The 25,876-nt window shown below is 39.0% G+C and carries 25 protein-coding genes; 20 read left to right on the top strand and 5 right to left on the bottom strand.

Annotated features, from left to right (window positions below):
- Positions 1-8: 8 nt before the first annotated feature.
- Positions 9-1,034: a rod shape-determining protein gene (locus tag EIY84_RS06350; RefSeq protein WP_124641360.1), complete on the bottom strand. Its 1,026-nt coding sequence runs from the start codon at positions 1,032-1,034 to the stop codon at positions 9-11.
- Positions 1,035-1,259: 225 nt separating this feature from the next.
- Between EIY84_RS06350 and hemA the strand changes: the two genes are divergently transcribed.
- The gene (hemA, locus tag EIY84_RS06345; protein ID WP_124641358.1) at positions 1,260-2,534 is read left to right on the top strand and encodes a glutamyl-tRNA reductase; all 1,275 of its coding nucleotides are present in this window, start codon (positions 1,260-1,262) and stop codon (positions 2,532-2,534) included.
- Here hemA and EIY84_RS06340 read toward each other — a convergent pair.
- Entirely contained in the window at positions 2,531-2,962 is a 432-nt protein-coding gene (locus EIY84_RS06340; RefSeq protein WP_124641356.1) for an exosortase F system-associated membrane protein, read from the bottom strand. The two genes, hemA and EIY84_RS06340, sit on opposite strands and share 4 nt — an antisense overlap.
- Positions 2,949-3,479 (bottom strand): exosortase family protein XrtF, encoded by a 531-nt coding sequence (gene xrtF, locus EIY84_RS06335; protein ID WP_124641354.1) that lies wholly within the window; start codon positions 3,477-3,479, stop codon positions 2,949-2,951. Before xrtF ends, EIY84_RS06340 begins: the two co-directional genes overlap by 14 nt.
- 116 nt (positions 3,480-3,595) lie before the next feature.
- On the opposite strand from xrtF, the gene EIY84_RS06330 reads away from it, so the two are divergent.
- The 5 genes from EIY84_RS06330 to EIY84_RS06310 are packed head-to-tail and all read left to right on the top strand — an operon-like array spanning position 3,596 to position 7,020.
- On the top strand, positions 3,596-4,609 hold the full coding sequence (locus EIY84_RS06330) for an aminoglycoside phosphotransferase family protein (RefSeq protein WP_124641352.1): 1,014 nt from the start codon (positions 3,596-3,598) through the stop codon (positions 4,607-4,609).
- Positions 4,610-4,617: 8 nt separating this feature from the next.
- On the top strand, positions 4,618-5,040 hold the full coding sequence (locus EIY84_RS06325) for a RapZ C-terminal domain-containing protein (RefSeq protein ID WP_124641350.1): 423 nt from the start codon (positions 4,618-4,620) through the stop codon (positions 5,038-5,040).
- Positions 5,037-5,747 (top strand): nucleotidyltransferase family protein, encoded by a 711-nt coding sequence (locus EIY84_RS06320; RefSeq protein ID WP_124641348.1) that lies wholly within the window; start codon positions 5,037-5,039, stop codon positions 5,745-5,747. Before EIY84_RS06325 ends, EIY84_RS06320 begins: the two co-directional genes overlap by 4 nt.
- Positions 5,748-5,752: 5 nt before the next feature.
- Positions 5,753-6,499, top strand: coding sequence for an LOG family protein (locus tag EIY84_RS06315; RefSeq protein ID WP_124641346.1), 747 nt, complete (start codon positions 5,753-5,755; stop codon positions 6,497-6,499).
- A gap of 50 nt (positions 6,500-6,549) precedes the next feature.
- The gene (locus EIY84_RS06310; RefSeq protein ID WP_124641344.1) at positions 6,550-7,020 is read left to right on the top strand and encodes a DUF6702 family protein; all 471 of its coding nucleotides are present in this window, start codon (positions 6,550-6,552) and stop codon (positions 7,018-7,020) included.
- A 62-nt stretch (positions 7,021-7,082) separates the two neighbouring features.
- Here the strand turns inward: EIY84_RS06310 and thiL are convergent, their stop codons facing one another.
- Complete coding sequence (thiL, locus tag EIY84_RS06305; protein ID WP_124641342.1) at positions 7,083-8,138, bottom strand: thiamine-phosphate kinase; 1,056 nt, start codon at positions 8,136-8,138, stop codon at positions 7,083-7,085.
- Between the two features lie 284 nt (positions 8,139-8,422).
- On the opposite strand from thiL, the gene EIY84_RS06300 reads away from it, so the two are divergent.
- The 14 genes from EIY84_RS06300 (at position 8,423) to EIY84_RS06235 (ending at position 24,769) form a co-directional block, all read left to right on the top strand.
- Positions 8,423-8,887 carry a division/cell wall cluster transcriptional repressor MraZ gene (locus EIY84_RS06300; RefSeq protein ID WP_124641340.1) on the top strand — a complete coding sequence of 155 codons (465 nt, stop codon included), beginning with the start codon at positions 8,423-8,425 and terminating at the stop codon, positions 8,885-8,887.
- A gap of 43 nt (positions 8,888-8,930) precedes the next feature.
- Positions 8,931-9,836: a 16S rRNA (cytosine(1402)-N(4))-methyltransferase RsmH gene (rsmH, locus tag EIY84_RS06295; protein ID WP_124641338.1), complete on the top strand. Its 906-nt coding sequence runs from the start codon at positions 8,931-8,933 to the stop codon at positions 9,834-9,836.
- A gap of 9 nt (positions 9,837-9,845) precedes the next feature.
- Complete coding sequence (locus EIY84_RS06290; RefSeq protein WP_124641336.1) at positions 9,846-10,217, top strand: FtsL-like putative cell division protein; 372 nt, start codon at positions 9,846-9,848, stop codon at positions 10,215-10,217.
- A complete protein-coding gene (locus EIY84_RS06285) occupies positions 10,201-12,192 on the top strand; it encodes a penicillin-binding transpeptidase domain-containing protein (RefSeq protein WP_124641334.1) in 1,992 nt (663 codons plus the stop codon). The genes EIY84_RS06290 and EIY84_RS06285 overlap by 17 nt, the downstream gene beginning before the upstream one ends.
- A gap of 4 nt (positions 12,193-12,196) precedes the next feature.
- The gene (locus tag EIY84_RS06280; protein ID WP_124641332.1) at positions 12,197-13,657 is read left to right on the top strand and encodes a UDP-N-acetylmuramoyl-L-alanyl-D-glutamate--2,6-diaminopimelate ligase; all 1,461 of its coding nucleotides are present in this window, start codon (positions 12,197-12,199) and stop codon (positions 13,655-13,657) included.
- A 70-nt stretch (positions 13,658-13,727) separates the two neighbouring features.
- Positions 13,728-14,969 (top strand): phospho-N-acetylmuramoyl-pentapeptide-transferase, encoded by a 1,242-nt coding sequence (gene mraY, locus EIY84_RS06275; RefSeq protein ID WP_124641330.1) that lies wholly within the window; start codon positions 13,728-13,730, stop codon positions 14,967-14,969.
- 28 nt (positions 14,970-14,997) lie between these two features.
- A complete protein-coding gene (gene murD, locus EIY84_RS06270) occupies positions 14,998-16,395 on the top strand; it encodes a UDP-N-acetylmuramoyl-L-alanine--D-glutamate ligase (RefSeq protein WP_124641328.1) in 1,398 nt (465 codons plus the stop codon).
- Between the two features lie 11 nt (positions 16,396-16,406).
- A complete protein-coding gene (locus EIY84_RS06265; protein ID WP_124641326.1) occupies positions 16,407-17,642 on the top strand; it encodes an FtsW/RodA/SpoVE family cell cycle protein in 1,236 nt (411 codons plus the stop codon).
- A 21-nt stretch (positions 17,643-17,663) separates the two neighbouring features.
- Positions 17,664-18,773 carry an undecaprenyldiphospho-muramoylpentapeptide beta-N-acetylglucosaminyltransferase gene (murG, locus tag EIY84_RS06260; RefSeq protein WP_124641324.1) on the top strand — a complete coding sequence of 370 codons (1,110 nt, stop codon included), beginning with the start codon at positions 17,664-17,666 and terminating at the stop codon, positions 18,771-18,773.
- Between the two features lie 6 nt (positions 18,774-18,779).
- Positions 18,780-20,138 (top strand): UDP-N-acetylmuramate--L-alanine ligase, encoded by a 1,359-nt coding sequence (murC, locus tag EIY84_RS06255; RefSeq protein ID WP_124641322.1) that lies wholly within the window; start codon positions 18,780-18,782, stop codon positions 20,136-20,138.
- Positions 20,139-20,148: 10 nt separating this feature from the next.
- Positions 20,149-20,997, top strand: coding sequence for a cell division protein FtsQ/DivIB (locus EIY84_RS06250; protein WP_241154742.1), 849 nt, complete (start codon positions 20,149-20,151; stop codon positions 20,995-20,997).
- 51 nt (positions 20,998-21,048) lie between these two features.
- Complete coding sequence (gene ftsA / locus EIY84_RS06245; RefSeq protein WP_124641320.1) at positions 21,049-22,428, top strand: cell division protein FtsA; 1,380 nt, start codon at positions 21,049-21,051, stop codon at positions 22,426-22,428.
- Positions 22,429-22,470: 42 nt separating this feature from the next.
- A complete protein-coding gene (ftsZ, locus tag EIY84_RS06240) occupies positions 22,471-24,321 on the top strand; it encodes a cell division protein FtsZ (protein ID WP_124641318.1) in 1,851 nt (616 codons plus the stop codon).
- A 1-nt stretch (position 24,322) separates the two neighbouring features.
- Entirely contained in the window at positions 24,323-24,769 is a 447-nt protein-coding gene (locus tag EIY84_RS06235) for a GatB/YqeY domain-containing protein (RefSeq protein WP_124641316.1), read from the top strand.
- Between the two features lie 86 nt (positions 24,770-24,855).
- Here the strand turns inward: EIY84_RS06235 and EIY84_RS06230 are convergent, their stop codons facing one another.
- Positions 24,856-25,743: a DMT family transporter gene (locus EIY84_RS06230; RefSeq protein WP_124641314.1), complete on the bottom strand. Its 888-nt coding sequence runs from the start codon at positions 25,741-25,743 to the stop codon at positions 24,856-24,858.
- Between the last annotated feature and the right edge of the window lie 133 nt (positions 25,744-25,876).

The following is a 25,876-nucleotide window of genomic DNA, read 5'->3' as shown; positions in this document are numbered from 1 at the left end:
AAAAAAAATTATTTAATCAAAAAGTTGAATTTATCCATGTTTTTTAGAGCAATACCGGTACCTCTTACCACGGCTCTCAATGGATCTTCAGCGACAAATACCGGAAGTCCTGTTTTACGATGAATTCTGTCTGCCAAACCTCTAAGTAAAGCACCGCCACCTGCAAGATAGATTCCTGTTTTATAAATATCTGCTGCTAATTCTGGTGGAGTCAATGATAGGGTCTCCATAACCGCATCTTCTATTCGAATGATGGATTTGTCCAAAGCTTTTGCAACTTCTTTATAGTTCACCATAATTTCTTTTGGCTTACCGGTAATCAAATCTCTACCCTGAACCGGGATGTCATCGATTGGCATATCCAATTCTTCAACGGCAGAACCGATTTCAATTTTAATTCTCTCGGCGGTTCTTTCTCCTATGTATAGATTATGATGAGTTCTTAGATAATATGCAATATCTCCCGTGAAAACATCACCTGCAATTTTCACAGATTTATCACAAACGATACCTCCTAAAGCGATTACGGCAATTTCGGTAGTACCACCACCTATGTCGATAATCATGTTACCTTCGGGCTTTTGTACATCGATACCCACACCGATTGCAGCTGCCATTGGTTCGTAGATCAAACGAACTTCTTTTGCATTTACTTTTTGTGCAGAATCTCTTACCGCTCTTTTCTCCACTTCTGTAATTCCAGAAGGGATACAAATCACAATTCTAAGAGCCGGCTGAATGAGCTTTCCTTTGATGCCCGGTATCTTCTTGATGAACTCCTTAATCATGTGCTCAGAAGCTTGGAAGTCGGCAATCACACCGTCTTTCAACGGACGAATGGTACGGATGTCTTCGTGCGTTTTTCCTTGCATGTGTTTTGCCTGCTCTCCCACTGCAATGGGTTTCCCAGACATTCTTTCGATGGCTACGATGGAAGGTTGGTCGACAACAATCTTGTTATTATGTATAATTAATGTATTGGCAGTCCCTAAATCTATTGCAATTTCTTGCGTAAACATATCAAATAAACCCATTTTCTTTCTTAGTTTTGAATTTACAAAGATATAAATTTAGAATCATTCTAAAAATTTGAAAAACAAAATATTTGGTTAAAATTTTATTAAATTTATATCAATAATCCCCTTTTTTATGATGTAAATTCTTCTATCTCACTTTCTTTTTACGATTGTTTTGTCTGATATCCATCAGCTGTCGAATATCTGTATTCTCGTTTTAATGTTGTAAATTTGCAACCGTTTATGCCACAAGATAATTTTATACATCAAACCTCAAAATTTGCAGTACTTTCCATCAGCTACGAAAAAGCCGATGCAGCCATTCGTGGTAAGTTTGCATTTTTTGATGAGAATGTTAAAAATTTTGTGCAAAACCTTCATGAAAAATCGTTGGGCGATGCTTTTGTGGTATCGACTTGCAACCGTACAGAAATCTACACAACTACCAATAATTATTTGTTGATTGCCGAAGAGTATTGCAACATCATTGGCGTTCAGCTTTCGGAATTTATACAGTATGTCAACATTTACCAAAGAGAAGATGCCCTAAACCATCTTTTCCGAGTTTCCGCAGGTCTTGAAAGTCAAATTTTAGGCGATTTCGAAATTATTGGTCAGATCAAAAAAGCCTACGCTCGTTTCAAAAAAGAACGACTTTACCCAAATCCTTATATGGAAAGGGTGATCAACTCGGCGATACAGATTTCTAAAAAAGTGAAAACCGAAACCGGAATTTCCAACGGAGCCGCTTCGGTATCGTATGCTGCGGTGCACTACATCTTGAATTCTAAAAAACAATTGTCCGACAAAAACATTCTTTTGTTGGGAGTTGGTGAGATTGGACAAAATACGGTGGAAAATTTGGTAAAGCATGTCCACAAACCCAAAGTAAAAGTGATGAACCGAACTTTGGAATTTGCTGAAAAAATTGCTGAAAAATATTGCATCCCTCATGTCCCGTACGAGTTTTTCCAAGAAGAATTGCTGAAAACCGACATCCTAATTGTTGCAACCGGAGCCAGCAAAGCCATTGTAAAGAACAACCACATCCCAGAAGGCAAAGAGATGTTGGTCATCGATTTGTCCATTCCGAATAATGTGGATAAAATGATTGGCGACAAAGAATTGGTCGAATTGGTGGATGTGGATATCCTTTCCAACAAAATCAACGAGACCATGCAACAAAGACAGAAAGAGGTTCCAAAGGCAATAGCCATCATCAAAGAGATGACTAAAGATTTTTCGGATTGGGAAAAAAAGAGAAAAATGGCACCAAAAATCAACCGTTTCAAATCGGTTTTGAAAAAAATGGAGCAACACGAAATGCACAACATCCACAAAAAACACAAATATATAGAAGTGGACGACATGGCTCTTTCTGATAAAATCATTCAAAAAATTACAAACCGATTTGCTAAATACATCATCGACAATCCTTTAAAAGCCGAAGAAGTTAGTAAATTGATGCACGAAATGTTTGTAGAACAACCCAATCAGGAGTTTAAGGACAAACACTAATTTTTTAACTGAGATTTTCTGTAGTAAAACAACGGGACTATCAGCAACACGATAAGAGGTTGTATAACAAACCTTCTCATGTAGAAAGAAAACAAATACCCTACCTCAAACCGATCGTTTATACACAAAAGGTACGCCGGAAAAGTGACGACAAAAACCAGTCCCATCATGACTAAGGCTTGGACGGTCCATTGTATTTTTCTGAACAAAAAATGAACGATAAGCAGCGAGAATATCACATTCAATCCGAAACGAAAAAGATAATTAAGCGCTAAACTTCCCCATTCAAAATTAGGAAAAGAAGCGTTTTCATTGGCATCGTGAAAATACGCCAGAAAAGGATCGTAAAACAGATTTTCTTCCAAAATCCGCACTCCTACCAACCCTGCGAGTCCAATGAAGACAAAGAAATAATTAAGAATTTTCATCTCGTTGAACAAATAATTTTATCCAAACCAACCACAATACCACAATACTTCCGTAGATGATGGCAGGGAAAACATAGTCGTGACCAATCTTAATATATTGTGGCCAACGCAAATACAAGATGTTGAGACCCGCAATTCTTAAAACATTGATGGCGATTAGAAAAAGCAAACTGACTGCGATAAAGCCAAAAGTTTTCAGTCCTTTGTAAAACGCCAATATAAAAGCAACAAAAAGGATCATCACCGAAATGGCGTTGCAGCCTTCGACAATTCTTGTGGTATTCTCGTCATTTAGGACAAATAATATCGAATGCCAACCTGGAAGATCTTGCAAAACCGACTTGTACCCCAACAATTGTTGAACTCCATGTACAGCATTTGCAGTGAATCCCGTAAACGGATCTACCAGTTGAAATTGGTAACGGTTGAGATACAACTGATACAAAAAAATCATCACCAAATAAATGACGAGAAAGCGAATCAGAATTACAAGTACAGGTTTGAAATCTTTGAACATACCCTGCAAATATAACAAATTTGATTGATGAACGATATTTTAGTATTTTAGCAAGATCAAAGTGGTATTTTTGTTGCAAAACCAACATTCTTCCAAAGTTAGATTTATTTATTTCCATGCAAAAAGAAGACATCATTCGTTTTTTCGAAAAATCAATTGATCAAAAAGTCCTGAATTGCACCGAACTGCCTGCCAGCGGATCGGCCAGGAAAAATTTTATTATCCAAACCGGACAAAAAAACTTTGTAATTACCTACAATGAAAATAGGGAAGAGAACGAGGCTTTCTTTTATTTTACTGAAAAATTCTCTGAACAAAATCTCAACACACCCGATGTTTACAAGATTTCTGATGACCGGTTGACATATATTCAGACTTTTTTGGGAAAAAAAACCTTATCCGATATTATCGCTGAAGAAGGTCAGTCGGATCGGGTAGAACTCTTGGTACAACAAACTTTGGATCGACTATTCACACTTCAAGAAAAAACTAAATTCAACATCGATTATCATAAAACTTTTGAATACCAAGCTTACGATAGCCTCCCTATATTGCACGATCTGAATTATTTCAAATTTATGTTTGTGGATGTTTTGGAATTGAAGTACCACAAGTCGAAACTTTTAATGGAATTCCAAAAAATAGCATCTAAAATTGAAAATTTGCAACCCACAGGAATCATGATTCGGGATTTTCAATCAAGAAATATTATGGTGGACGATAAAGACCAAGTCCATTTTATCGACTATCAAAGTGCGATGAAAGGACCTTTGATCTATGATGTAGTCTCATTTCTCCATCAGGCAAAAGCCAATTTCGATGACGATTTCAAACAAAAAATGTTCAAGTATTATTGTTCAAAATTCAGTCAAGAAAATCAAGAATTACTAATCGCGTCCTTTCCTTGCATCCAATTCATGCGCTTTACACAAGTTTTGGGTGCTTACGGATTTCGAGGATTGGTACAGCGAAAAAATCATTTTATAGAAAGCATTCCACAAGGCGTTATCAACTGGGTGCATTTTATGGAAACTTGGAAGGATGCCGATTTTTTTCCAGAACTGGTAAAAATACAACAACAACTGAAAAATTTGGATTTACCCTCCAAAATAAAAGATTTAACTAAATAAAAAATTATATGAGCTCAACATTGCATATCGACATCCACAGTTTTTCCTACAAAAAAAAGGGATATCCCCAAGACCAAAGTGGTAATGGAGGTGGCTTTTGCTTCGACTGTCGTGGTATTCTGAATCCGGGGAGAATTGAAGAATACAAAACGCAAACCGGAAAAGACATTGGGGTGCAAAATTATTTGGAAAACCAAACCAAAATGCCGGAATTTATTGCTCTTGTCCAGCAATTGGTCAGCATCAACATAGAGGATTATCTGAGCAGAGGATTTGAGAATTTGCAAATTAATTTTGGCTGTACCGGTGGGCAACACCGTTCGGTATATGCAGCGGAAAGCATTGCCCGATTTGTAGCGGAAAAATATCCGCAAACCCGCATCTCCGTTACTCACGACGAACAACCTCAACTGAACGAGTCCGCATCATGAAAGCCATGATTTTTGCAGCCGGAAAAGGCACCAGACTCAAGCCCTTCACCGATTCGCACCCAAAAGCACTGGCTTTGGTGAATGGCGTTTCGCTTTTGGAAAGAAATATTCGCTATCTTCAATCGTATGGCATTCAGGATTTTGTGATCAACATTCATCATTTTGGCGAGCAAATCGTCGATTTTTTGAAAAAGAACAATAATTTTAATGCTCAGATTGAGATTTCAGACGAAAAAGATCTTTTGGAAACCGGTGGCGGATTGGTCTTTGCACGATCTTTTTTAGATCACGGAGAAGATTTTATTATTATGAATGCCGACATCCTGACCAATCTCGACATTTCTGATTTGGCAAAGTACCATCAACAAAAACAAGATTACGCCACACTTGCCGTATCGGACAGGAACAGCTCCAGAAAACTCTTGTTCAATGATGAAATGATACTCCGTGGTTGGTTGAATGTGGGCACTGGAGAACAACGATTGGCAGAACACAACATCGGATTCCGAGCTTTGGCTTTTAGTGGAGTGCATTGCGTGAATCCTGAAATTTTTAATAAAATCCGACGCACAGGAAAATTCTCCATCATGGAAGAATATCTGGATCTGATGCTTACCGAACACATCCACGGCTATTTGCACGATGCCGACCTGATCGATGTTGGAAAACCAGAGGCCGTCCTGTTGGCCGAAAAAATTTTTAAATAAACAACATGGCAAAAATTAGAAATACTAAAAAACAATCGGCTCAACACATAGAGATCGACGAAAAATTACAAGAAAGTTTCAGACAAAAAACTTGGGACGAAACCATCACCAAAGACTCTTGGATGATTTTTAAAGTGATGGCGGAATTTGTTGACGCATACGAAAAACTTGCAAAAATAGGTCCTTGTGTGTCCATTTTTGGATCGGCACGACTAAAAGAAGGAGATCCTTACTATGAAATGGCGGTAGAAATAGCACAAAAAATAACCCAAATCGGTTTTGGTGTCATTACCGGTGGTGGCCCTGGAATTATGGAAGCCGGAAATAAAGGTGCCAAATTGGGCAATGGAAAATCCATAGGACTGAACATTGAACTTCCTTTTGAACAACACTTTAACCCGTACATTGACAAAGCCTATTCCATGGATTTTGATTATTTCTTCGTGCGAAAAGTAATGTTTGTAAAATATTCTCAGGGATTTATCGTTATGCCCGGTGGTTTCGGGACTTTGGACGAGCTCTCAGAAGCATTGACCCTCATTCAGACCAAAAAAATTGGCCGTTTCCCAATTGTTTTGGTAGGTTCATCCTTTTGGAACGGGCTGATCGACTGGTTCAAAACCTCGCTTCTCAAGGAAAAAATGATTAACGAAGAAGACCTTAATCTTTTTAGAATTGTAGATACTGCAGATGAAGCCGTTGCGCACATCAAAGCCTTTTATGATAAATATGCAATTAATGTAAATTTCTAAATTGGCATATTATTTGACTAAAATATTAAAAATAATACATCGATACCATCATGAAAAAATATACATTTTTAGGAATACTGTTTTCTTTCGTTCTCATTTTAAGCTTTGCAACATTGGACTTTTTCTCGTCCATGACCAAAGTTGATTTTGTAGAAGGGAGCAAAACCCTAAAGTTCACAACCAAGATGAACACGAGTCACATTGCTGAAACCATAAAAATAAATCCGAATACCGCAGCATTTGATGCCGAAGTAAAAAAATATGTAAACAACAATATTGCAGTGAGCATCAACGGAAGCTCAAAAAACCTAACCTTTACGGGCAGTCAAGTCAATGGAGAGTCGGTTTGGGTGTACTATGAAGCCAAAGATGTGAGTGATATTTCAACGCTAAGGATAAAAAATTCCATTTTGCTAAATGCATTTCCAAAGCAGATTAACATCGTGAACATCGCCTACAAAGGCAATCAGAAAACCATGACTTTCCAAAGAGGAAAAGAGGTACATGAAGTTAATTTTTAATTAAACATAAAAATAGGCTACTTTTTTTGAGTAGCCTATTTTATTAATTGTAGAAATTTTTTCTATGATCTATTCAAGAAAGCATCCCATCCTTGTGCGGTAATCTGAGACAGTTCGTTGCTTCCTCTAAGCACCAAAAAGTTGCCCTGCTCCGCATCTACGGCATGTCCAATGATGCTGAAATCCGGATGGTTTTTTATTTTTTCAAAATCCGATGGTGCAATGGTCATCAGCAATTCATAATCTTCTCCACCGTTCATGGCACAAACCACAGGATTAAGGTTAAACTCTTCTGCCGTAGTTACAGTTAGAGAATCCATGGGCAATTTTTCTTCGTACAAACGGAAACCCACTTTGGACTGATCCGAAAGATGCAGAACTTCAGAAGCCAACCCGTCGGAGACATCAATCATGGATGTTGGTGTTATTCCCAATTCTTTCAAAATATTTTTCACATCCGTTCTGGCTTCCGGCTTTAGTTGTCGTTCTAAAATATAATCGTAGCCTTCCATTTCGGGTTGCATGTTTGGATTGGCCAAGAAAACGGCGTGCTCTCTTTCCAAAATTTGAAGTCCGAGATAGGCTCCACCCAGATCACCCGTTACTACAAGAAGATCGTTGGGTTTGGCTCCGGATCTTCTTACGATTTCCTCTTCTACTTCCATACCAATTGCAGTGATGTTGATCACCAATCCCGCATTGGAGCTGGTTGTGTCACCGCCCACCAAATCAACTTGATATCGATCACAAGCCAGTTTAATCCCGGCATAGATTTCGTCCAAAGCTTCTACCGGAAAACGATTGGAAACTGCGATAGAAACCAAAATTTGTGAAGGTTTCACATTCATTGCAGCGACATCGCTTAAATTTACCACCACCGCTTTATAACCCAAATGTTTCAGAGGTACATAACCCAGATTAAAATGTACACCCTCTGCCAAACAATCGGTAGTTACCACCATTTTTTTTCTGTCTGGATCTATAACTGCACAATCATCGCCTATAGAGGTTTTTGTTGTTGGGTTTTTTATTTCAAAACTCTGTGTAAGATGTTTTATTAATCCAAATTCTCCCAAGGCAGAAATTGGTGTTTTTATCATGTTTTTATCCTCAAGCATAAAGATTTTATTTTTTGCAAAATTAGAAAATTAAAACCAAGTATTCGTTCTACCAAAACCCAAGTAGGTTTTACAAAAACAAGATTAAATTATCCAATTTATTTCTCATAAAACCCGGTCTGTCCTCTTATGAATTGACAAGTGTTAAAAGTCTCTATTTATGGCTCAGAACAGCTGTAAGCTCGATTTTGAGATTAAAATTATTTCGAAAACTTATCAACATTAAGTCAAAAAGTGGGACAAAGTGGGAGACTTATAGAAATAAATATCTAATTTTGTCACAAATGATGAATTTCTACGAGACATATGAGTGCAAAATAGACGATAAAGGAAGGTTAAAACTCCCTTCGTCGTTGGTGAAGTTGCTGAAAATCACAGAGGATAAGTCTTTTGTGATCAAGCGCTCTTTGCATCAAAATTGTTTGGAAGTTTATCCAAATGAGCCTTGGACAAAAATGATGTCAAAAATAGCGCATCTCAATCGATTTGTCAAGGCAAACACGGACTTCATCCGCAAGTTTACGGCTGGAGTGAAAAACATAGACTTGGATTCTTCGGATCGAATTCAAATTCCTAAAGACCTGAAAGGTTTTGCAGAACTCAGCAAAGAAGTAGTGATCTGTGGAGCTGGTGAAATTTTTGAAATTTGGAATAAAGAATACTACGAAGCATTCATGAATGAATCGGAAGCCGATTTTGCCACTTTGGCGGAGGAGGTTATGGGTAAAGTTGACTTTGGAGAAAACTAAACCTTGAACTATCATAATTTACAATCCTAACTAAAAACAATACATTTTGGACACAACCTATCACAACCCGGTTTTGCTTATGAAAAGCGTCGATGATTTAGTCACCGACCCAAACGGCGTCTATGTGGATTGTACTTTTGGTGGTGGTGGTCACTCTAGAGAGATCCTAAAAAGATTATCGGACAAAGGAAAATTATTTTCTTTCGACCAAGATTTGGATGCCTTGAACAACGCCATCGACGATCCCAGATTTACTCTGGTGAATCAAAATTTCAGGTTTTTAGAAAATTCTCTTTTGATGTATGGACATGTTCAGGTTGATGGTATTTTGGCCGATTTGGGTGTTTCGTCCCATCAGTTTGATGAAGCTGAAAGAGGTTTTTCCATCCGAAATAACGCCCCTCTGGACATGAGGATGAATGTCATGCAAGGATTGGATGCCAAAAGAGTGGTAAACGACTATGAAGAAGAGCAACTGGCCGACTTATTCTACTATTATGGAGAACTGAGAGAAGCGAGAAAACTGGCTAGAGAAATCGTTCATCACAGAAAAAATAAAAGTATTGAGACCACGGACGATCTGAAAAAAGTATTCAGTTACATCCCTGCTCACAAACAAAATAAATTTTTTGCACAAGTCTTTCAAGCCATCAGAATTGAGGTGAACCAAGAATTGGAAGTGTTGAAAGAAATGCTACAACAAGCGTATAAAATCCTAAAACCAAACGGCAGATTGGTGGTGATTTCCTACCATTCGCTTGAAGACCGATTGGTAAAACGATTTTTGAAAAACGGCATGTTCGAAGGCGAGCCTACACGAGATGTTTATGGAAATTATGAAAAATCATTTGAATTGTTACAATCCAAAGCCGTAATCCCGGACAACCAAGAAATCGAAACCAACTCCAGAGCGAGAAGTGCAAAACTAAGAACAGGAATAAAACTATAACCAAAAATATTGGCTAAAAAGAATACATATAAACCACAGAAGAAACTAACCTTTGTAGACATCATCAAAGGAAATTTCCTGAATCGTGATGAAGTAACCATTCATTACAAATTTTATCTGTTGTTATTTGTGCTGATGATCATCATGATTTACAGCAATCACTTGGTGAGCCAAAAAATAGAATTGGTAAACGATTTAAAAGATAAAACCGAAGAATACAAATCCAGAAATGCGTATGCGCAGAGCAATCTGATCAAAGTAAGAATGGAGTCGGAGCTGAGCAAAGAAATGGTAAGCGACTCACTGATGTCACTAGAAAGGCATCCGCATAAGCTTTTAATAAAACTAGACAGTACAGAAATCCATGGCAGTGCAGAATGAATATGAAGTGAAGCGCAAAAAAACGCTAAAATGGGGCTATCTCTTTACAGGGGTGGCCGCTATCACCTTTGTTATGTTTCTAGCGAGGATTGTGCAACTTCAGAATACCAATGTCGAAGAAATAAAAAACGATTACATCAACAAAAATTACCGTGAAGCCACACTGAAAGCTGCACGAGGAAATTTATATGCTGCCGACGGTACCATTCTGGCTACCACGGTGATGCGTTATGATGTTTTCTTGGATTTCAAAACCATAAAAGACACCGTGTACTCCAACAATATCGGAGCACTTACCGACTCTCTTTCTAAAATGTTCGGCAAATCGAGAAGTCATTACCGACAAATTCTCGATCAACAAAAAGCCAAAAAAAACCAATACTATCGATTGGTGAAAGGTTTGGATTTTGATCAATACGACAGAATTCGAAAATTTCCCATCTTCAAAAAAGGAAAACACAAAGGAGGCTTCATCGTAGAAAGAAGACATAAAAGAGAATTGGCCACCCTAGAAATTGGTTCCGGAACCATTGGTATGGATGAAGGCGAATACAAATCTGGTCTGGAAGCAGCGTTCTCCAAATACCTTTCAGGTACCGATGGCAAACGATACGAACAAAGAGTCAACTCTTCCGATTGGAAACCCATAGACTATTGGAAAGTTCAAGAACCGATTGACGGACAAGATGTTTATACCACTCTAGATCTTAGAATACAGGACATCGCAAGTTCGGCTTTAGAAAAACAACTCATCCATTACAATGCCGAACACGGATCGGTAGTGGTTTTGGAAGTGAACACCGGCAAAGTTAGAGCCATGGTCAATTTGAAAAGAATAGAACCTGGAAAATACACCGATGCTTACAATTATATTTTAAGAGACGGCATCGAACCCGGTTCGACTTTTAAAACCATTTCGCTTTTGGCAGCAATGGATGATGGTTTTATCGATGAAAACACAACGGTAAATGTCGGTAACGGCTCTTGGGTTTATGCAGGACAGAGAATTAACGATGGGCATGGCGGCGGAACTTACGAGATTTCCGATGTCTTGGCTCAGTCCAGCAATGTGGGTACAGCCAAACTCATTACCCAATATTATGCTGAAAAACCAGAAGTCTTCATCGATCATCTAAAAAGATGGAAAATGTTTGACAAAATGCAGTTGGAATTGCCCGGTGTGACCAAACCGTTCATCTACACTCCGGAGCACAAACGATGGAATGCAGCAACTCTAGCTTCCATTTCTTACGGATATTCAACCAATTTCAATCTTTTGCAATTGGCCACATTTTACAACGGTATAGCAAACGGAGGAACCATGCTAAAACCTCTATTCATCGATAAAGTGATGAAAGACGGAGTCACTACCTTCGAAGCCAAACCTGAAGTTATGGTCAAAAAAATGGCTTCAGAAAAAGCCATTAAGATGATGACCAGCGCTTTGACCAAAGCCGTGGAAAAAGGTACTGCAAAGAGCATCTTTACCCCAAACCTTAAAATGGCTGGTAAAACCGGAACCGCCCGTTTTGAATATTGGAAACCCGGCCCTAGAAAATACCGCGCTTCTTTTGCAGGATTCTACCCGGCGGATAAACCCAAATACACATGCTATGTCATGGTAAGTGAGCCCGATGTTGCCAAAGGTTTTTATGGAGGATCGGTTTCAGCTCCTGTTTTCAAGGAAATTGCAGGAAAAACATTCTTAAAAACGCCTCAAAATATCGAAAAAGAAATTTTAGCCGATAGAAAAGTGGATTTAAATAAATTGACGGCTCCCAATACCAAAGTTGCCGTAAGCAACAATCAAATGCCCAATGTGGTGGGTTTGATCGGCAAGAATGTTATCCCACAGCTCGAAAACTTAGGATACCGTGTCGATTATAAAGGTGTCGGAAAAATTTTAGAACAATTTCCAAGTATGGGAACGGTGATCAATAAAGACCAAAAAATCTATCTTAAACTACAAAACTAAAAACATGCAGATCAAAGATTTAATCAATAGATTACCGATATTAGAATCGTATGGATCTCTGAATATCGATATTGAAAGTCTGGTTTTCGACAGCCGAAAAGTTGTGGAAAAGGCTGCTTATGTCGCCATAAAAGGAAACTTTTCCGACGGCCATGATTACATCACTCCTTCCATTGAAAAAGGAGCAAGGCTGATTGTATGCGAAAACTTGCCCAATAAATTGGTTGAAGGAGTCGGTTATATTAAAGTTAAAGATTCTGCTAAAGCCTTGGGAGATTTGGCTTCAAATTTTTATGGAAATCCATCCGAAAAATTAAAACTCATCGGCATTACCGGAACCAACGGGAAAACAACCTCATCAACATTGTTGTTTGATGTTTTTCAACATTTGGGATATTCGTCTGCACTGATTTCTACAGTGGAATATAGAATTGCGGATCGGATCATGCCTTCGACCCATACCACTCCGGACATTGTTCGTATCAACGAAATATTGGCAGAAGCGGTAGATCAAGGTTGCGAATATGCTTTTATGGAAGTTTCTTCTCACGGCATACATCAAAACCGAACCCAAGGATTGCATTTTAGAGTGGCGGGTTTTACCAACATCACTCACGATCATTTGGATTATCATAAAACTTTTGATGAATATCTAAAAACCAAGAAGCGATTTTTTGATGAATTGCCTGCAGATACAATAGCCATCACCAATATCGATGACAAAAACGGCAACATCATGTTGCAAAATTCCAAAGCAAAAAAAGTTTCGTATGCGTTGAAAACTTTGGCCGATTATCACGGACGCATTTTGGAAGTCGATTTCAACGGAATGCTTCTCAACTTCAACGGAAAAGAGTTTTGGACAACACTAACAGGAAAATTCAATGTGTACAATCTTTTATTGGCATTTGGAATTGCTCATGAATTGGGCTTTCAGTCGGAAGAAATCCTGAAGGCTATTTCCCAACTTCATAGAGTTCACGGTAGGTTTGAGACCCTTATTTCACCATCAGGGATCATTTTTATCATCGATTATGCTCACACTCCGGATGCATTGGATAATGTTTTGGACTCCATCAACGAAATAAGAACAAAAAACGAAAGACTGATAAGTGTTTTTGGCTGTGGCGGTGATAGGGATCATGCAAAAAGACCTGAAATGGGAAAAATTGCAACCCGAAAATCTACTTTAGCCATCATCACTTCGGACAACCCGAGAAGTGAGAAACCAGAAGACATTATCAAAGAAATTGAAGCCGGGGTAGAAGCTCAGTATTTTAGCAAATACACTTCGATACCGGACAGAAAAGAAGCCATAAAAATGGCTATAAAATTTGCTGAACCCAAAGACATTGTCTTGGTGGCAGGCAAAGGACATGAAACTTATCAAGAAATTAACGGTGTAAAACACCATTTTGACGATAAGGAGACCATAGAGCAATTGTTACAATTGATGGGTAAGTAAAAAAGTTGACTCAAAAATAAAGAATTAACTAAAAAAGAAAACCAACAACAATCCATTTAAACAAAAAATTATGCTGTACTATTTATACGAATATCTCAACCAACAAGGCATTCACATTCCAGGAATGAACCTTTTGAAGTACATCTCGTTCAGAGCGGGTATGGCGGTATTGTTATCTTTATTCATCGCATTGGTTTATGGAAAAAAAATAATCGATTTTCTTAGAACAAAACAAATGGGAGAATTGGTGCGTGACTTGGGATTGGAAGGGCAAAAACAAAAAGAAGGCACTCCAACCATGGGGGGGGTCATCATCATCATTGCAACGCTAATACCTGTTTTATTATTTACCCGAATTACCAATGTGTACATCGTATTGCTCATTGTATCTGTCGTATGGATGGGTGCCATTGGTTTTGTTGATGATTATCTAAAAAAAATAAAGAAAAACAAGGACGGACTTAGCGGAAAGTTCAAAGTAATCGGGCAGATTGGTTTAGGACTCATTGTGGGCATTACCATGTACTTTCATCCGGACATTACCGTAAAAAGAAAATATGCCGATGCCAAAATCGTGAATAGAAATCATGTGGAAACCAATTTTATGCCTACAGAAAACATTACCGTTTCTACCGTTCCTTTTGCAAAAAATAACGAATTCGATTATAGCGGAATTCTTTTTTGGATGGACGAAGACAAAGCTCACGAATGGGCTTGGTTGGTGTACATACCCATTGTTATCTTTATCGTAACGGCCGTTTCCAACGGTGCTAACATTACGGATGGTATCGACGGCTTGGCAACAGGAACCTCGGTGGTCATTTTGTTTACATTGGCCTTGTTGGCCTACCTTTCGGGCAACATCATCTTTGCTGATTATCTCAACATCATGTTCTTGCCCAACACCGGAGAGGCTACCATTTTCACCATTGCATTGGTGGGTGCTTGCATTGGTTTTTTCTGGTACAACACTTATCCTGCACAAGTTTTTATGGGCGATACAGGATCTTTGATGCTGGGTGGGGTGATTGCTGTATTGGCCATCATCCTTAGAAAAGAATTGCTGATCCCAGTACTTTGTGGGATATTTTTAATCGAAAATTTGTCTGTGGTTCTTCAGGTTGTTGTTTTCAAATACAGAAAAAGAAAATACGGATTAGAGTACGCTCAAAACAATAGACTATTCAAAATGTCGCCTTTGCACCATCACTATCAAAAAAGTGGTTTTCACGAAAGTAAAATCGTGAACAGGATGATCATCATCGGGGTGATGTTGGCCATCATTTGTCTAATTACTTTGAAGATACGATAAAAATTAACGGATATAATAATCTGAAAAATTGGAAAATACAGTAAAACATACGGATAAAAGACCAACCTTTCTTGATGATAAAAAAGGAAGAGTTGTCGTATTGGGAGGTGGCGAAAGTGGTTTTGGCGCGGCATATCTGGCTAAAAAGAAAGGACTGGATGTGTTTCTTTCGGACAAAGGCAGCATAAAAGAACCGTACAAACAGCTTTTGCAAGATAACAAAATTCCGTACGAAGAGCTTCAGCATACAGAAGAATTGATTCTGAATGCCGATTGGGTCATCAAATCTCCAGGTATTCCGAAAAAAGCACCTTTGATCCAAAAAATTATGGAAAAAGGCATTCGCATTTCGTCTGAAATCGAATTTGCTGCCGAATTTACCAATGCAAAAATCATTGCCATCACCGGAAGCAACGGCAAAACCACCACAACTTCTCTGATCTATCATACTTTGGTCAACGACCGGTTTAATGTAGGATTGGGAGGTAACATTGGGAAAAGTTTCGCCAAACAAGTTGCTGATGAAAACTACGATTTCTATGTACTGGAAGTGAGTTCTTTCCAATTGGACGACATCCAAAACTTCAGACCGTATATCTCGTTGCTGCTCAATCTGAGTCCGGATCATTTGGATCAGTACAACTACAATTATGAAGAATATGCTTTGGCCAAATTCAGAATTGCAGAAAACCAAGAAAACGACAGCTTTTTCATCTACAACCGAGACGATGAAATGAGCCGTAAACTCTTGAGTAAACTAAACATCAAAGCCAGACTCCTTCCTTTTTCATTAAGAGAAAAACTAAACGAAGGTGGCTTTGTAGAAGAAGAAAACATCAAAGTAAAATACCACGACGATTTTGCCATGAAAATTGACGAACTCAGCTTGGTAGGCAGTCACAATGTTGCCAATAGCCTAGCCGCATCTATTGCCGGGAAAATCCTGAACATTAGCAACGAGAGCATCAGAAATTCATTGATGACCTTTCAGGCAGTGGAACATCGTCTGGAATTTGTTGAAGAAATAAACGGAGTAAAATACATCAACGACAGCAAAGCGACCAATGTAAATGCCGCATATTATGCCCTTGAAAGCATGAAAACCCCAACCGTATGGATTGTGGGAGGCACCGACAAAGGCAACGACTATAGCGAGGTCGAAGAGTTGGTAAGACAAAAAGTGAAAGCCATTGTTTGTCTTGGTTTGGACAATAAAAAAATCATTGATTATTTCAAAAATAAAAAAGAACTGATCTACGACACCCACAATCTTCAAGACTGTTTGGAAGTTTGCAGAAACCTTGCTCAAGACGGAGACACCGTATTGCTTTCTCCTTGTTGTGCAAGTTTTGATCTGTTCAAAAGTTATGAAGATCGAGGCAATCAATTTAAAGCTGAAGTAAGAAAAGGTAAAACGATTCAATAAAAATATTGGAAATGGAGAATGTATTGAAAATTAACAAAAACGAAATATTAAAGGGCGACAAAGTACTTTGGATGGCCGTCATTTTCATTTCTGCATTTTCTGTATTCCCGGTGTATTCGGCAAGTTCTAATTTAGAATATATTGTCAACAACGGTACAACTTCAGGACATGTCATGAAGCACATACTGTTTGTCATTGGTGGGTTGGCGTTAATGAGAGGCGTACAAGCTTTTAAATTTGAAGTTATTGGAAAACTGAGCGCCTTCATTCTCGGTTTTATGGCAATACTCTTGGGCTTCACGATGGTTTCCGGTCAACAAATCGATGGAGCTTCAGCCTCACGATGGATTACCATTCCCGGCACATCGCTCTCCTTTCAACCATCGGCTTTTGCATTCTTAGCATTAATCGTTTACCTCTGCAGGTATTTAACCAAAAAAATACAGAGAAAAAGATTGGTTTGGGAAAATATCCTTTACATTTTCGTACCCATTTTAGGAATTTTCTTGTTGGTAGCCAAAGACAACGGATCCACGGCACTCATGATTCTGATGGTTTCCATCATCACCCTCATCATCGGTCAGCTCAACTGGAGATACATCTTAGGATTTGTTTCAGTCGCTGCTTTTGCTATTGTATTGTTTCTTACCATTGCCTTATCCACCGATTGGATCAAAAGCAATAGGGTGCATACTTGGATGAGTAGGATCGAAACTTTTACCAGTTCCAAATCCAAAAACAACATTGAAGACGAAGCTGAAAAGGCCAAAAACTATCAGGTGATGCAAGCTAAGGCAGCCATTGTCCACGGTGGTATCACCGGAATGGGACCCGGAAAAAGTGCGTTGAAGCAGATGCTTCCTCAATCGGCTTCGGATTTTATTTTTGCCATTGTGGTTGAAGAGTACGGACTCATAGGAGCTTTTGGACTGATTGCTCTATACATGATCATCATTTTTAGAATTGTGATTATCGCTACCAAAATGCCTGTGTTTTTCGGCTCGTTGCTCGTCATCTCCATTGGGATTATGATTTTTGTACAATTGGCGGTAAATATTGCCGTCGCCGTCAATCTGATTCCGGTAACAGGACAGCCTCTACCGCTTATTAGTTATGGTGGTACCTCCATTTTACTTTCATACATCCAACTGGGATTGGTACTCAATGTAAGTTCCAGAATTCAGGTTTATGATGAAGAAGGGATCGGTAAAAAACAATCTGTGGACGAGATTAACGATATTGCTTGATAAAAGATAAATAATTAAAAAATGAATAAAAAACTAAAAGTATTGATGAGTGGTGGCGGAACCGGAGGACACATTTTCCCGGCAGTAGCCATAGCACAGGAAATCCAAAAGAGATTTCCCGATGCCGAGTTTTTATTCGTCGGTGCTTTGGGTAAAATGGAAATGGAAAAAGTCCCACAAGCCGGTTTCAAAATTATAGGCCTCAACATTGCAGGTTTTGACCGTGGTAACTTACTTTCCAACCTCAATTTGCCGTTCAAACTCATCTCCAGCTTGTGGAAAGTGAGAAAAATTATTAAAAACTTTCAACCCGATTTTGCTGTGGGCACCGGTGGATATGCCAGTGGTCCGGCTCTGATGATGGCTGCACAACAAAACATTCCTATTTTTGTTCAGGAGCAAAACTCATTACCGGGGAAGACCAATATCTTTCTTTCTAAAAAAGCAAAAGCCGTATTCACCGCCTATCCGGATATGGAACATTTTTTTGGAGAAACTCCCACTTTCTTTTTGGGCAATCCCATCCGTCTGAATATTCTAAACAACATGGTGGACACCCAAACTGCGAAAGAAAAATTAGGTTTGGACAGGGATAAACTCAGCGTTTTATCCGTTGGTGGTTCTTTAGGATCTAGAACTCTGAACCAAGCTTGGAAAAAAAATAGTTCAACATTGCTGAACAAAGACATTCAACTTATCTGGCAAACCGGATCTACCGATTATCCATCGTTACAAAAAGACAACCTACCGCTATCGGACAAACGATTGATGATGAGAGAATTTATTCAAGACATGGCAACAGCCTATTCGGCAGCCGATGTCATTGTTTCTAGAGCCGGAGCCATTGCCATTTCTGAATTGGCCATTGCCGGAAAACCTGTGGTTTTGGTGCCTTTCCCTTTTGCGGCAGAAGATCATCAAACCAAAAATGCACAAGCCTTGGTCGGAAAAAATGCTGCAAAAATGGTAAAAGATACCGAAATGGATGCTGATTTTTGGAACACGCTGACCTCCATTTGCGACGATGAAAACCTTAGAAAATCCATGTCCGAAGCCATTAATTTTTTCGCCAAACCAAAGGCAACTGAAGACATTGTGAACAAAATTTTAGAAAAATTAAACCGTAAATAACAGTACATGAAAACCATAGATGCATATCAAAATTTTTACTTTGTTGGGATTGGCGGCATAGGCATGTCGGCCCTGGCCAGATATTTTCACTCTATCGGAAAAAATGTATTGGGCTACGACAAAACACCTACCAAACTGACGCATGCTTTGGAGAACGAGGGCATAAAAATCTCTTTTGAAGATAAGGTTGATGCTGAAGTTCAAAATTTATTGGCCGAAAACACACTGGTTATTTACACCCCGGCCATTAAAGTTCTGAGTATTTTGGATCATTTCAAAAAAGAACAATTCGAAATTTTGAAAAGAGCCAAAGTTTTGGGAATGATCACCGAAAACACCAACTGTTTGGCAGTTGCCGGAACACACGGTAAAACGACCACATCAACCCTTTTGGCACACCTTTGCAAGGAAGTCAACCTTCCTTTTTCCTGCTTCTTGGGCGGGATTTCAGAAAATTTCAAATCCAATTTCCTCTTCAACGGAAACGATTATTCTGTGGTCGAAGCCGATGAATACGACAGAAGTTTCCTGAACCTGCACCCCAATTGGGCGGTCATCACTTCTACCGATGCCGATCATTTGGATATTTATGGCGACAAAAAAAACATTGAAGAGGGGTTCAAAGCTTTTGCCGACTTGGTTAAAAATGACAACCAACTTTTTGTGCGAAAAGGAATTGACTTCGGAAGACCTTGTAAAAATTATGCTGTGAACGAAGAGGCCGATTTTTATTCGGACAATCTCAGGATGGATGGAAGCAGAACTTCGTTTGATTTTCATGCTCCGGGACACGATATTGCCGAGTTTACATGGGACATCCCCGGCATTCATAATGTAGAAAATGCGACTGCTGCCTTGGCCATCATGTTGGGACTGGGAGCCGATATGGAAAATTTGAAAAAAGCCATCGCCAACTTTAAAGGCATCAAAAGAAGGTTTACCAAACATATTTTTGACAATGGAAAAATCTATATCGACGACTATGCGCACCATCCAACCGAGTTGGATGCCGTAATCGGATCGACCAAAACCTTTTATCCGGACAAAAAATTATTGGTGGTTTTTCAACCGCATTTGTTCAGTAGAACCCGTGATTTCGCCCATGATTTTGCTAAAAGCTTGGGGCAATCCGATGAGCTTTTGTTGTTGGACATTTACCCCGCAAGAGAATTGCAACAGGATTTTGAAGGCATCACTTCGACTTGGCTTTTGGAGAAAGTAAATTTGAAGGAGAAAGAAGTTTGCGCATTGGATCAGGCATTTGAAAAGATTAAAAATAAAGAATTCGACATACTGCTTACCGTGGGTGCTGGTAATATAGACACTTTGTACGACGGTCTTGTTGAGTGGTTAGAAAAAAATTAGTGGAAACAGCATGAAAAATAAATGGCGGATATTGAAAATTTTGGTTACAGTAATCGTGTTGGGATTTCTGTTAAGCTTTTCGTTGAAACGATTTGCCCAAAAACCCATGGACAATATCGCTGTTAACCTAAAGCAAAGTCCTGTTTACTTTTTGGACGAAAAAGACATCAAAAGAATTGTAAAAAAATACAACCCTACACAGAAACTGAAAGATATTGACATCCCAAATCTTGAGAAAAAACTAAATTCTTTGGCTGCGGTGGACAGTGCAAATGTTTATTTGGGACTCAACGGAAAACTGAACATCGATATCAAACAAAAAGTTCCTGTATTTCGTTTGCATCGTGGAGACAAGGAAATCTATGTGGATAAAAAAGGAAGAGAGTTTCCAACCACTTTCAACTACACCCATCCGTGCATGTTGGTCGATGGCGATGTAGATCCTGTAGATTATCCGGCACTAAGCGAGCTGATCCATAAGATAGATGAAGATCCTTTTTGTAAAAAATATTTTATCGGAATATCCAAAGTAGGTCAGAATTATAATTTGCTCACCAGCGAAGGTCATTTTAAAGTAGAAATTGGGGACTTAGAAAACATTGATTTCAAAGTGAAAGGGTTTAAAACATTTGCCGAAAAAATACTGATCTATCAAGATCCAACAAAATACACAAAAATTTCGGTAAAGTACGGCAACCAAATCGTTACCACACTCAACCCAAGATTGGAAGAAAACGACAGCATACTGCAAATCAGTAAAAAAGAATTCGACAAAATCCAAATGGATAAAAACAACAAAAATATCATAAAACCCGCTGTGGTTAAGGAAAAAAAAGAAGAGAAAAAAACAAACATCTAAAAACACTAGAAAAAAAGAATTCGTTTAATAAAATCAAATTGTTATATAAAAATGGGAAATCAAGAGTATTCAGTAGGATTAGACATTGGCACCACCAAGATTGTGGCCATTGTCGGTAAAAGAAATTCTCAGGGTAATATTGAAGTCTTGGGAGCAGGAAAAGCAAGAAGTCTTGGCGTAAACAAGGGTATTGTGAACAATGTTTCGCAAACCATTTCTTCCATCAAAAGCGCTATAGAAAAAGCCGAAAAAAGTTCTGGACTGCCAATTAAAAATGTTACCGTTGGTATCGCCGGCAAGCACATCCGATCGTTGCAACATTCGGATTATATCATGCGTAAGAAACCCGATACTTACATTACGGAAGAAGACATCGACGAGCTGAAAGAACAAGTAAAAAAATTGGTTATGCTTCCCGGAGAAGAGATTATCCATGTACTACCACAAGAGTATAAGGTTGACTCTCAAGGCGAAATCCACGATCCAATCGGTATGCATGGAGCTCGACTGGAAGCCAAATTCCATGTGGTGGTCGGTCAGATGGCAAGCATCAAAAACATTGTTCGCTGTGTTGAAGAAGCTGGTTTGTTCATGGAATCTCTAACTTTAGAACCTTTGGCATCTTCGGAATCGGTCTTGACCAAAGAAGAAAAAGAAGCCGGAGTCGCCATTGTGGACATCGGTGGAGGGACTACGGACATTGCCATCTTCAAGGACAACATCATCCGTCACACATGTGTTATTCCTTACGGTGGAGGCATCATCACAGAAGACATTAAGGAAGGATGTTCCATCATTGTGGATCATGCTGAAAAATTAAAAGTCAATTTTGGATCTGCACTTCCAGAAATGGAAAAAGACAGCACTTTTGTGACCATCCCCGGATTGCACAGCAGACCGGACAAAGAAATTTCTCTGAAAACTTTAGCACAAATCATCAATGCCCGAGTAGAAGAAATTTTGGAATTGGTAAATACCGAACTGAAAGCATACGGTGCGTATGAACAGAAGAAAAAATTAATCGCCGGGATTGTATTAACCGGAGGCGGCTCCAATCTGAAACACATTCGTCAGTTTGCCAACTACATCACCGGTTTCGATAGCCGATTGGGATTTGCAAACGAGTACATTGCCAACGACAAAAACCAAAGCCTAAAAGGACCGGAATTTGCCACTTCAATAGGATTGTTAATGGAGAGTTTAAAAATTCGAGAAAAAAAATCGATTGCTAAGACTCCAACTCCTTCAGAAGATGTGGCACAAGCAAATCAAACAATTCCTGAAACCGTTGTTACAAATGAAATCCCAGAAATTGTAAAAATTGAAGAAACCGATGTTCTGCCAAAACCAGAAGAAAAGGTAAAAAAGCCAACAATTGGTGAAATCATTCTAGCAAAAGTGAAAAAATTCTTCGAAGAAGTTGAAGATTAAAGGAAATTTTATAAATTGTAAAACAAAAAAATATATAACCTTATGGACGGAAATACTACAGGATTTACTTTTGACATGAACAAAGGAAATTCATCCATAATAAAAGTGATCGGCGTAGGCGGTGGTGGTAACAACGCCCTGAAACACATGTACGAAAAAGGAATCTACGGAGTCGATTTCGTAATCTGTAACACCGATGCACAAACTCTAGACAACAACCCTGTAAGCAACAAAGTACAGCTCGGTATTTCCATTACCGAAGGACTAGGCGCCGGTGCCGATCCGGATATCGGAGAAAAAGCGGCCATAGAAAGTATGGAAGAAATAAAATCCGTTTTGGGACAAAATACCAAAATGGTCTTCATTACCGCTGGAATGGGTGGTGGTACCGGAACAGGAGCAGCTCCAGTAATTGCAAAAATTGCAAAAGAAATGGGCATCCTTACCGTGGGTATCGTAACCATTCCGTTTAGTTTTGAAGGAAAAAGAAGATTGGATCAAGCCGAAAACGGTTTGGAAAAACTAAGAAATTCTGTCGATTCCCTAATCGTCATCAACAACGATAAACTGAGACAACAATTCGGTAACTTGGGATTCAAACAAGGTTTCTCCAAGGCCGATGAAGTGTTGACCAACGCTGCAAAAGGTATGGCCGAGGTAATCACCGGTTATTTCGATGTTAATATTGACTTTAGAGATGCCAAATCGGTTCTTCAAAATTCCGGTACGGCATTGATGTCAACCGGTACGGCAACCGGCGAAAACAAAGCTGAAGAAGCGGTGAGAAAAGCGCTAGACTCTCCACTGTTGAACGACAACAAGATTACCGGTGCCAAAAATGTACTTCTCCTTATCCGTAGCGGAAACGAAGAGGCTACCATGGACGAAATCGGTATCATCAACGACCACATCCAGAGAGAGGCAGGAAATACCGCCGACATCATCTTTGGGGTGGGATCTGACGAAGAATTGGGCGATGCCATTTCTGTATTGGTTATTGCAACCGGATTTTCCAAAGACGATAAAATTGTTGCCGGACCAACAGAAAAAATAAAATATACCTTGAACGATGCGACGGAAAGAAGAGAGTCTCCGTTCAAATCAAGAGAGGAGAGATTCGACAATGCAGGTTCATCAGACACGACGAATACAAAAAATGTATTTAGATTGGAAGACGACAGCCCAAGCAACAGTCCAACACCTTCTTTTTACAATTCGGCTAGCGAACAACAATTGGCGGTAGAACAGGTTCATCTCGACGAAATCGTATTGGATTCTGCAGATCGTAGTTTTGACTCTTTTGATCAGTCGGACAAAGAAGTTGATCTCTTTTCTTATGGTGATTTCCAAAATGACCCTTGGGAAAAAGAATCTTTCAGCTTCGAAACGGAGAGCCAAACCAATTCTTCAATAGATGATATCCCTGCTTTCAGAACAAGAGAGGACAACAAGGTCGAATTTAATTTTGAATCTACAGAACCAAAATTTGAAACCGCCCCTGAATTTAAATTGAGAACTGAAGAAAGCGTTGTTGTAGAAACCCGTCCCTCTGAGGCGATCCCAACGGCAGCGGCTGAAGTGCAAGAAGAACCAAAAATCGAAGAAAAAGCACCAGAAGTTCAAACTTATGGAGAATTTACATTCATCGACAAAACGGCAAAACAGGATCAAAAAATTCAAGAAAGAAGAAATAAACTGAAAGAATTCAATTCGAGATATCAGTCCTCAGAAAACGAAAATCATTTCGAAACCGTTCCTGCATTCAAGAGAAAAAATATTGTGATAGAAGGTATAACTCCTTCCGAACAGCAAGTTAATTCTTTTATGTCCGAGGACGAAAGAGGAAAAATCCAAGTGAGAGAAAATCGTTTTTTAAATAAAGATGTAGATTAAGATGAGTTTAGAAAATACCATCAGCGATGCCATAAAAACGGCGATGAGAGAAAAAGACAGAACGGCTCTTGATGCTTTAAGAGCGGTTAAATCTCAAATTTTATTGTTGAAAACTGAAGCCAGAGGCGTCGAAGTATCTCCCGAACAAGAAATAGCCATTGTACAGAGAATGATCAAGCAAAGAAAAGACTCGTACGAACAATTTTCTGCACAAAATCGAAACGATTTGGCTGAAGTAGAACTGGCTCAAATGAAAGTCATTGAACAGTTTTTACCGGCTCAGCTTTCAGAAGATGAACTGAAATTGGCCATTGAGCAAATCATTGCCGATGTGCAAGCAGAAAGCATGAAAGACATGGGGAAAGTGATGGGACAAGCTTCCAAAACGCTCGCCGGAAAGTCCGATGGAAAAGCCATTTCCGAAATGGTAAAGAAACTGCTTTCATAAAAATCCACCTTTGTGGATCCTAAACAGGATATCCAAACTTTGTATATCAATTTGATTTTGAACCGAGAATTTTATGTTCTCGGTTTTTATCTTTTTTGAGTATTGGATTTTGATCTTAAAAATACCAAACCTGCCAAAATAATCAAAGCTCCTATGGATTGGAGCAGTGTAAGGCTCTCTCCATCCAAAACTCCCCAAACTACAGCAACTATTGGCATTAGCAAAGTAACTGTAGAGGCAAAAATGGCATTAGAAATATGAAGCAAACGATAGTTGAGCATCATGGCCAATCCGGTTCCTAAAACGGCCAACATGGACACAAAGCCCAAACCGTACACCATCTGCTGATTCCATTGGAATTCTTGGAAAAAACCTGAAAATACAAGCGCAATCAACGATGGAAAAAACAAAGCAAAACCAAACACAAATGCCGATAATGCTTTGGGCTCCAGGTGTGCTAATTTCTTTTTTACAGTAATCGAATTGATGGCATAAAGCAAAGTGGCAAACAACAACAACCCAATCGGAAGCCATTTTATTTCGCCCAACTCTCCACTTCCTAAGGTTAAAAGAACGGCACCGGCAAAACTAATGCTCACCCCAGTCACTTGTCGTTGTGTGGTTTCTTTTCTCCAAAAAATTAAAGTGAGAACAATGATAAAAATCGGCATTAGAGAGTTGATGATTCCTGCAATGCTGCTGCTAATCTGGGTTTCGGCAAGGGGAAAGAGAAACATGGGAAAGAAGTTGCCTATCAGAGCCGAAAGAACAATCCATTTAAACTGTTTTTTAGGTAGATTTTTTATGTTTAAAATGGCATAGGGCATCAACAATACGGAAGCGATCAAAACCCTTAATGCACCTACTTGATAGGGATTGAAATAGATCAATGATTTTTTGATCAGGATAAATGAGGACCCCCAAATGAGTGTAAGGACCAAAAGCAAAACCCATTTTTCTTTTTCTGAATTCATTATATACTTAGATTCAACTAATAAATGCAACAGCATTTAAAATAACCAAGGGAAGTGTTTTGCCCCTGGGGCAAAACACTTCCCTTGGTTGGCGAAAAAAAATCACCTTATTTTGTGGTCACTACACTACAAA

The organism is Amniculibacterium aquaticum, from assembly GCF_003852705.1.
GTDB classification, from domain to species: Bacteria; Bacteroidota; Bacteroidia; order Flavobacteriales; family Weeksellaceae; genus Amniculibacterium; species Amniculibacterium aquaticum.
The sequence above is the reverse complement of the archived record's forward strand: the minus strand, read 5'-3'. Positions and strand labels throughout refer to the sequence as shown.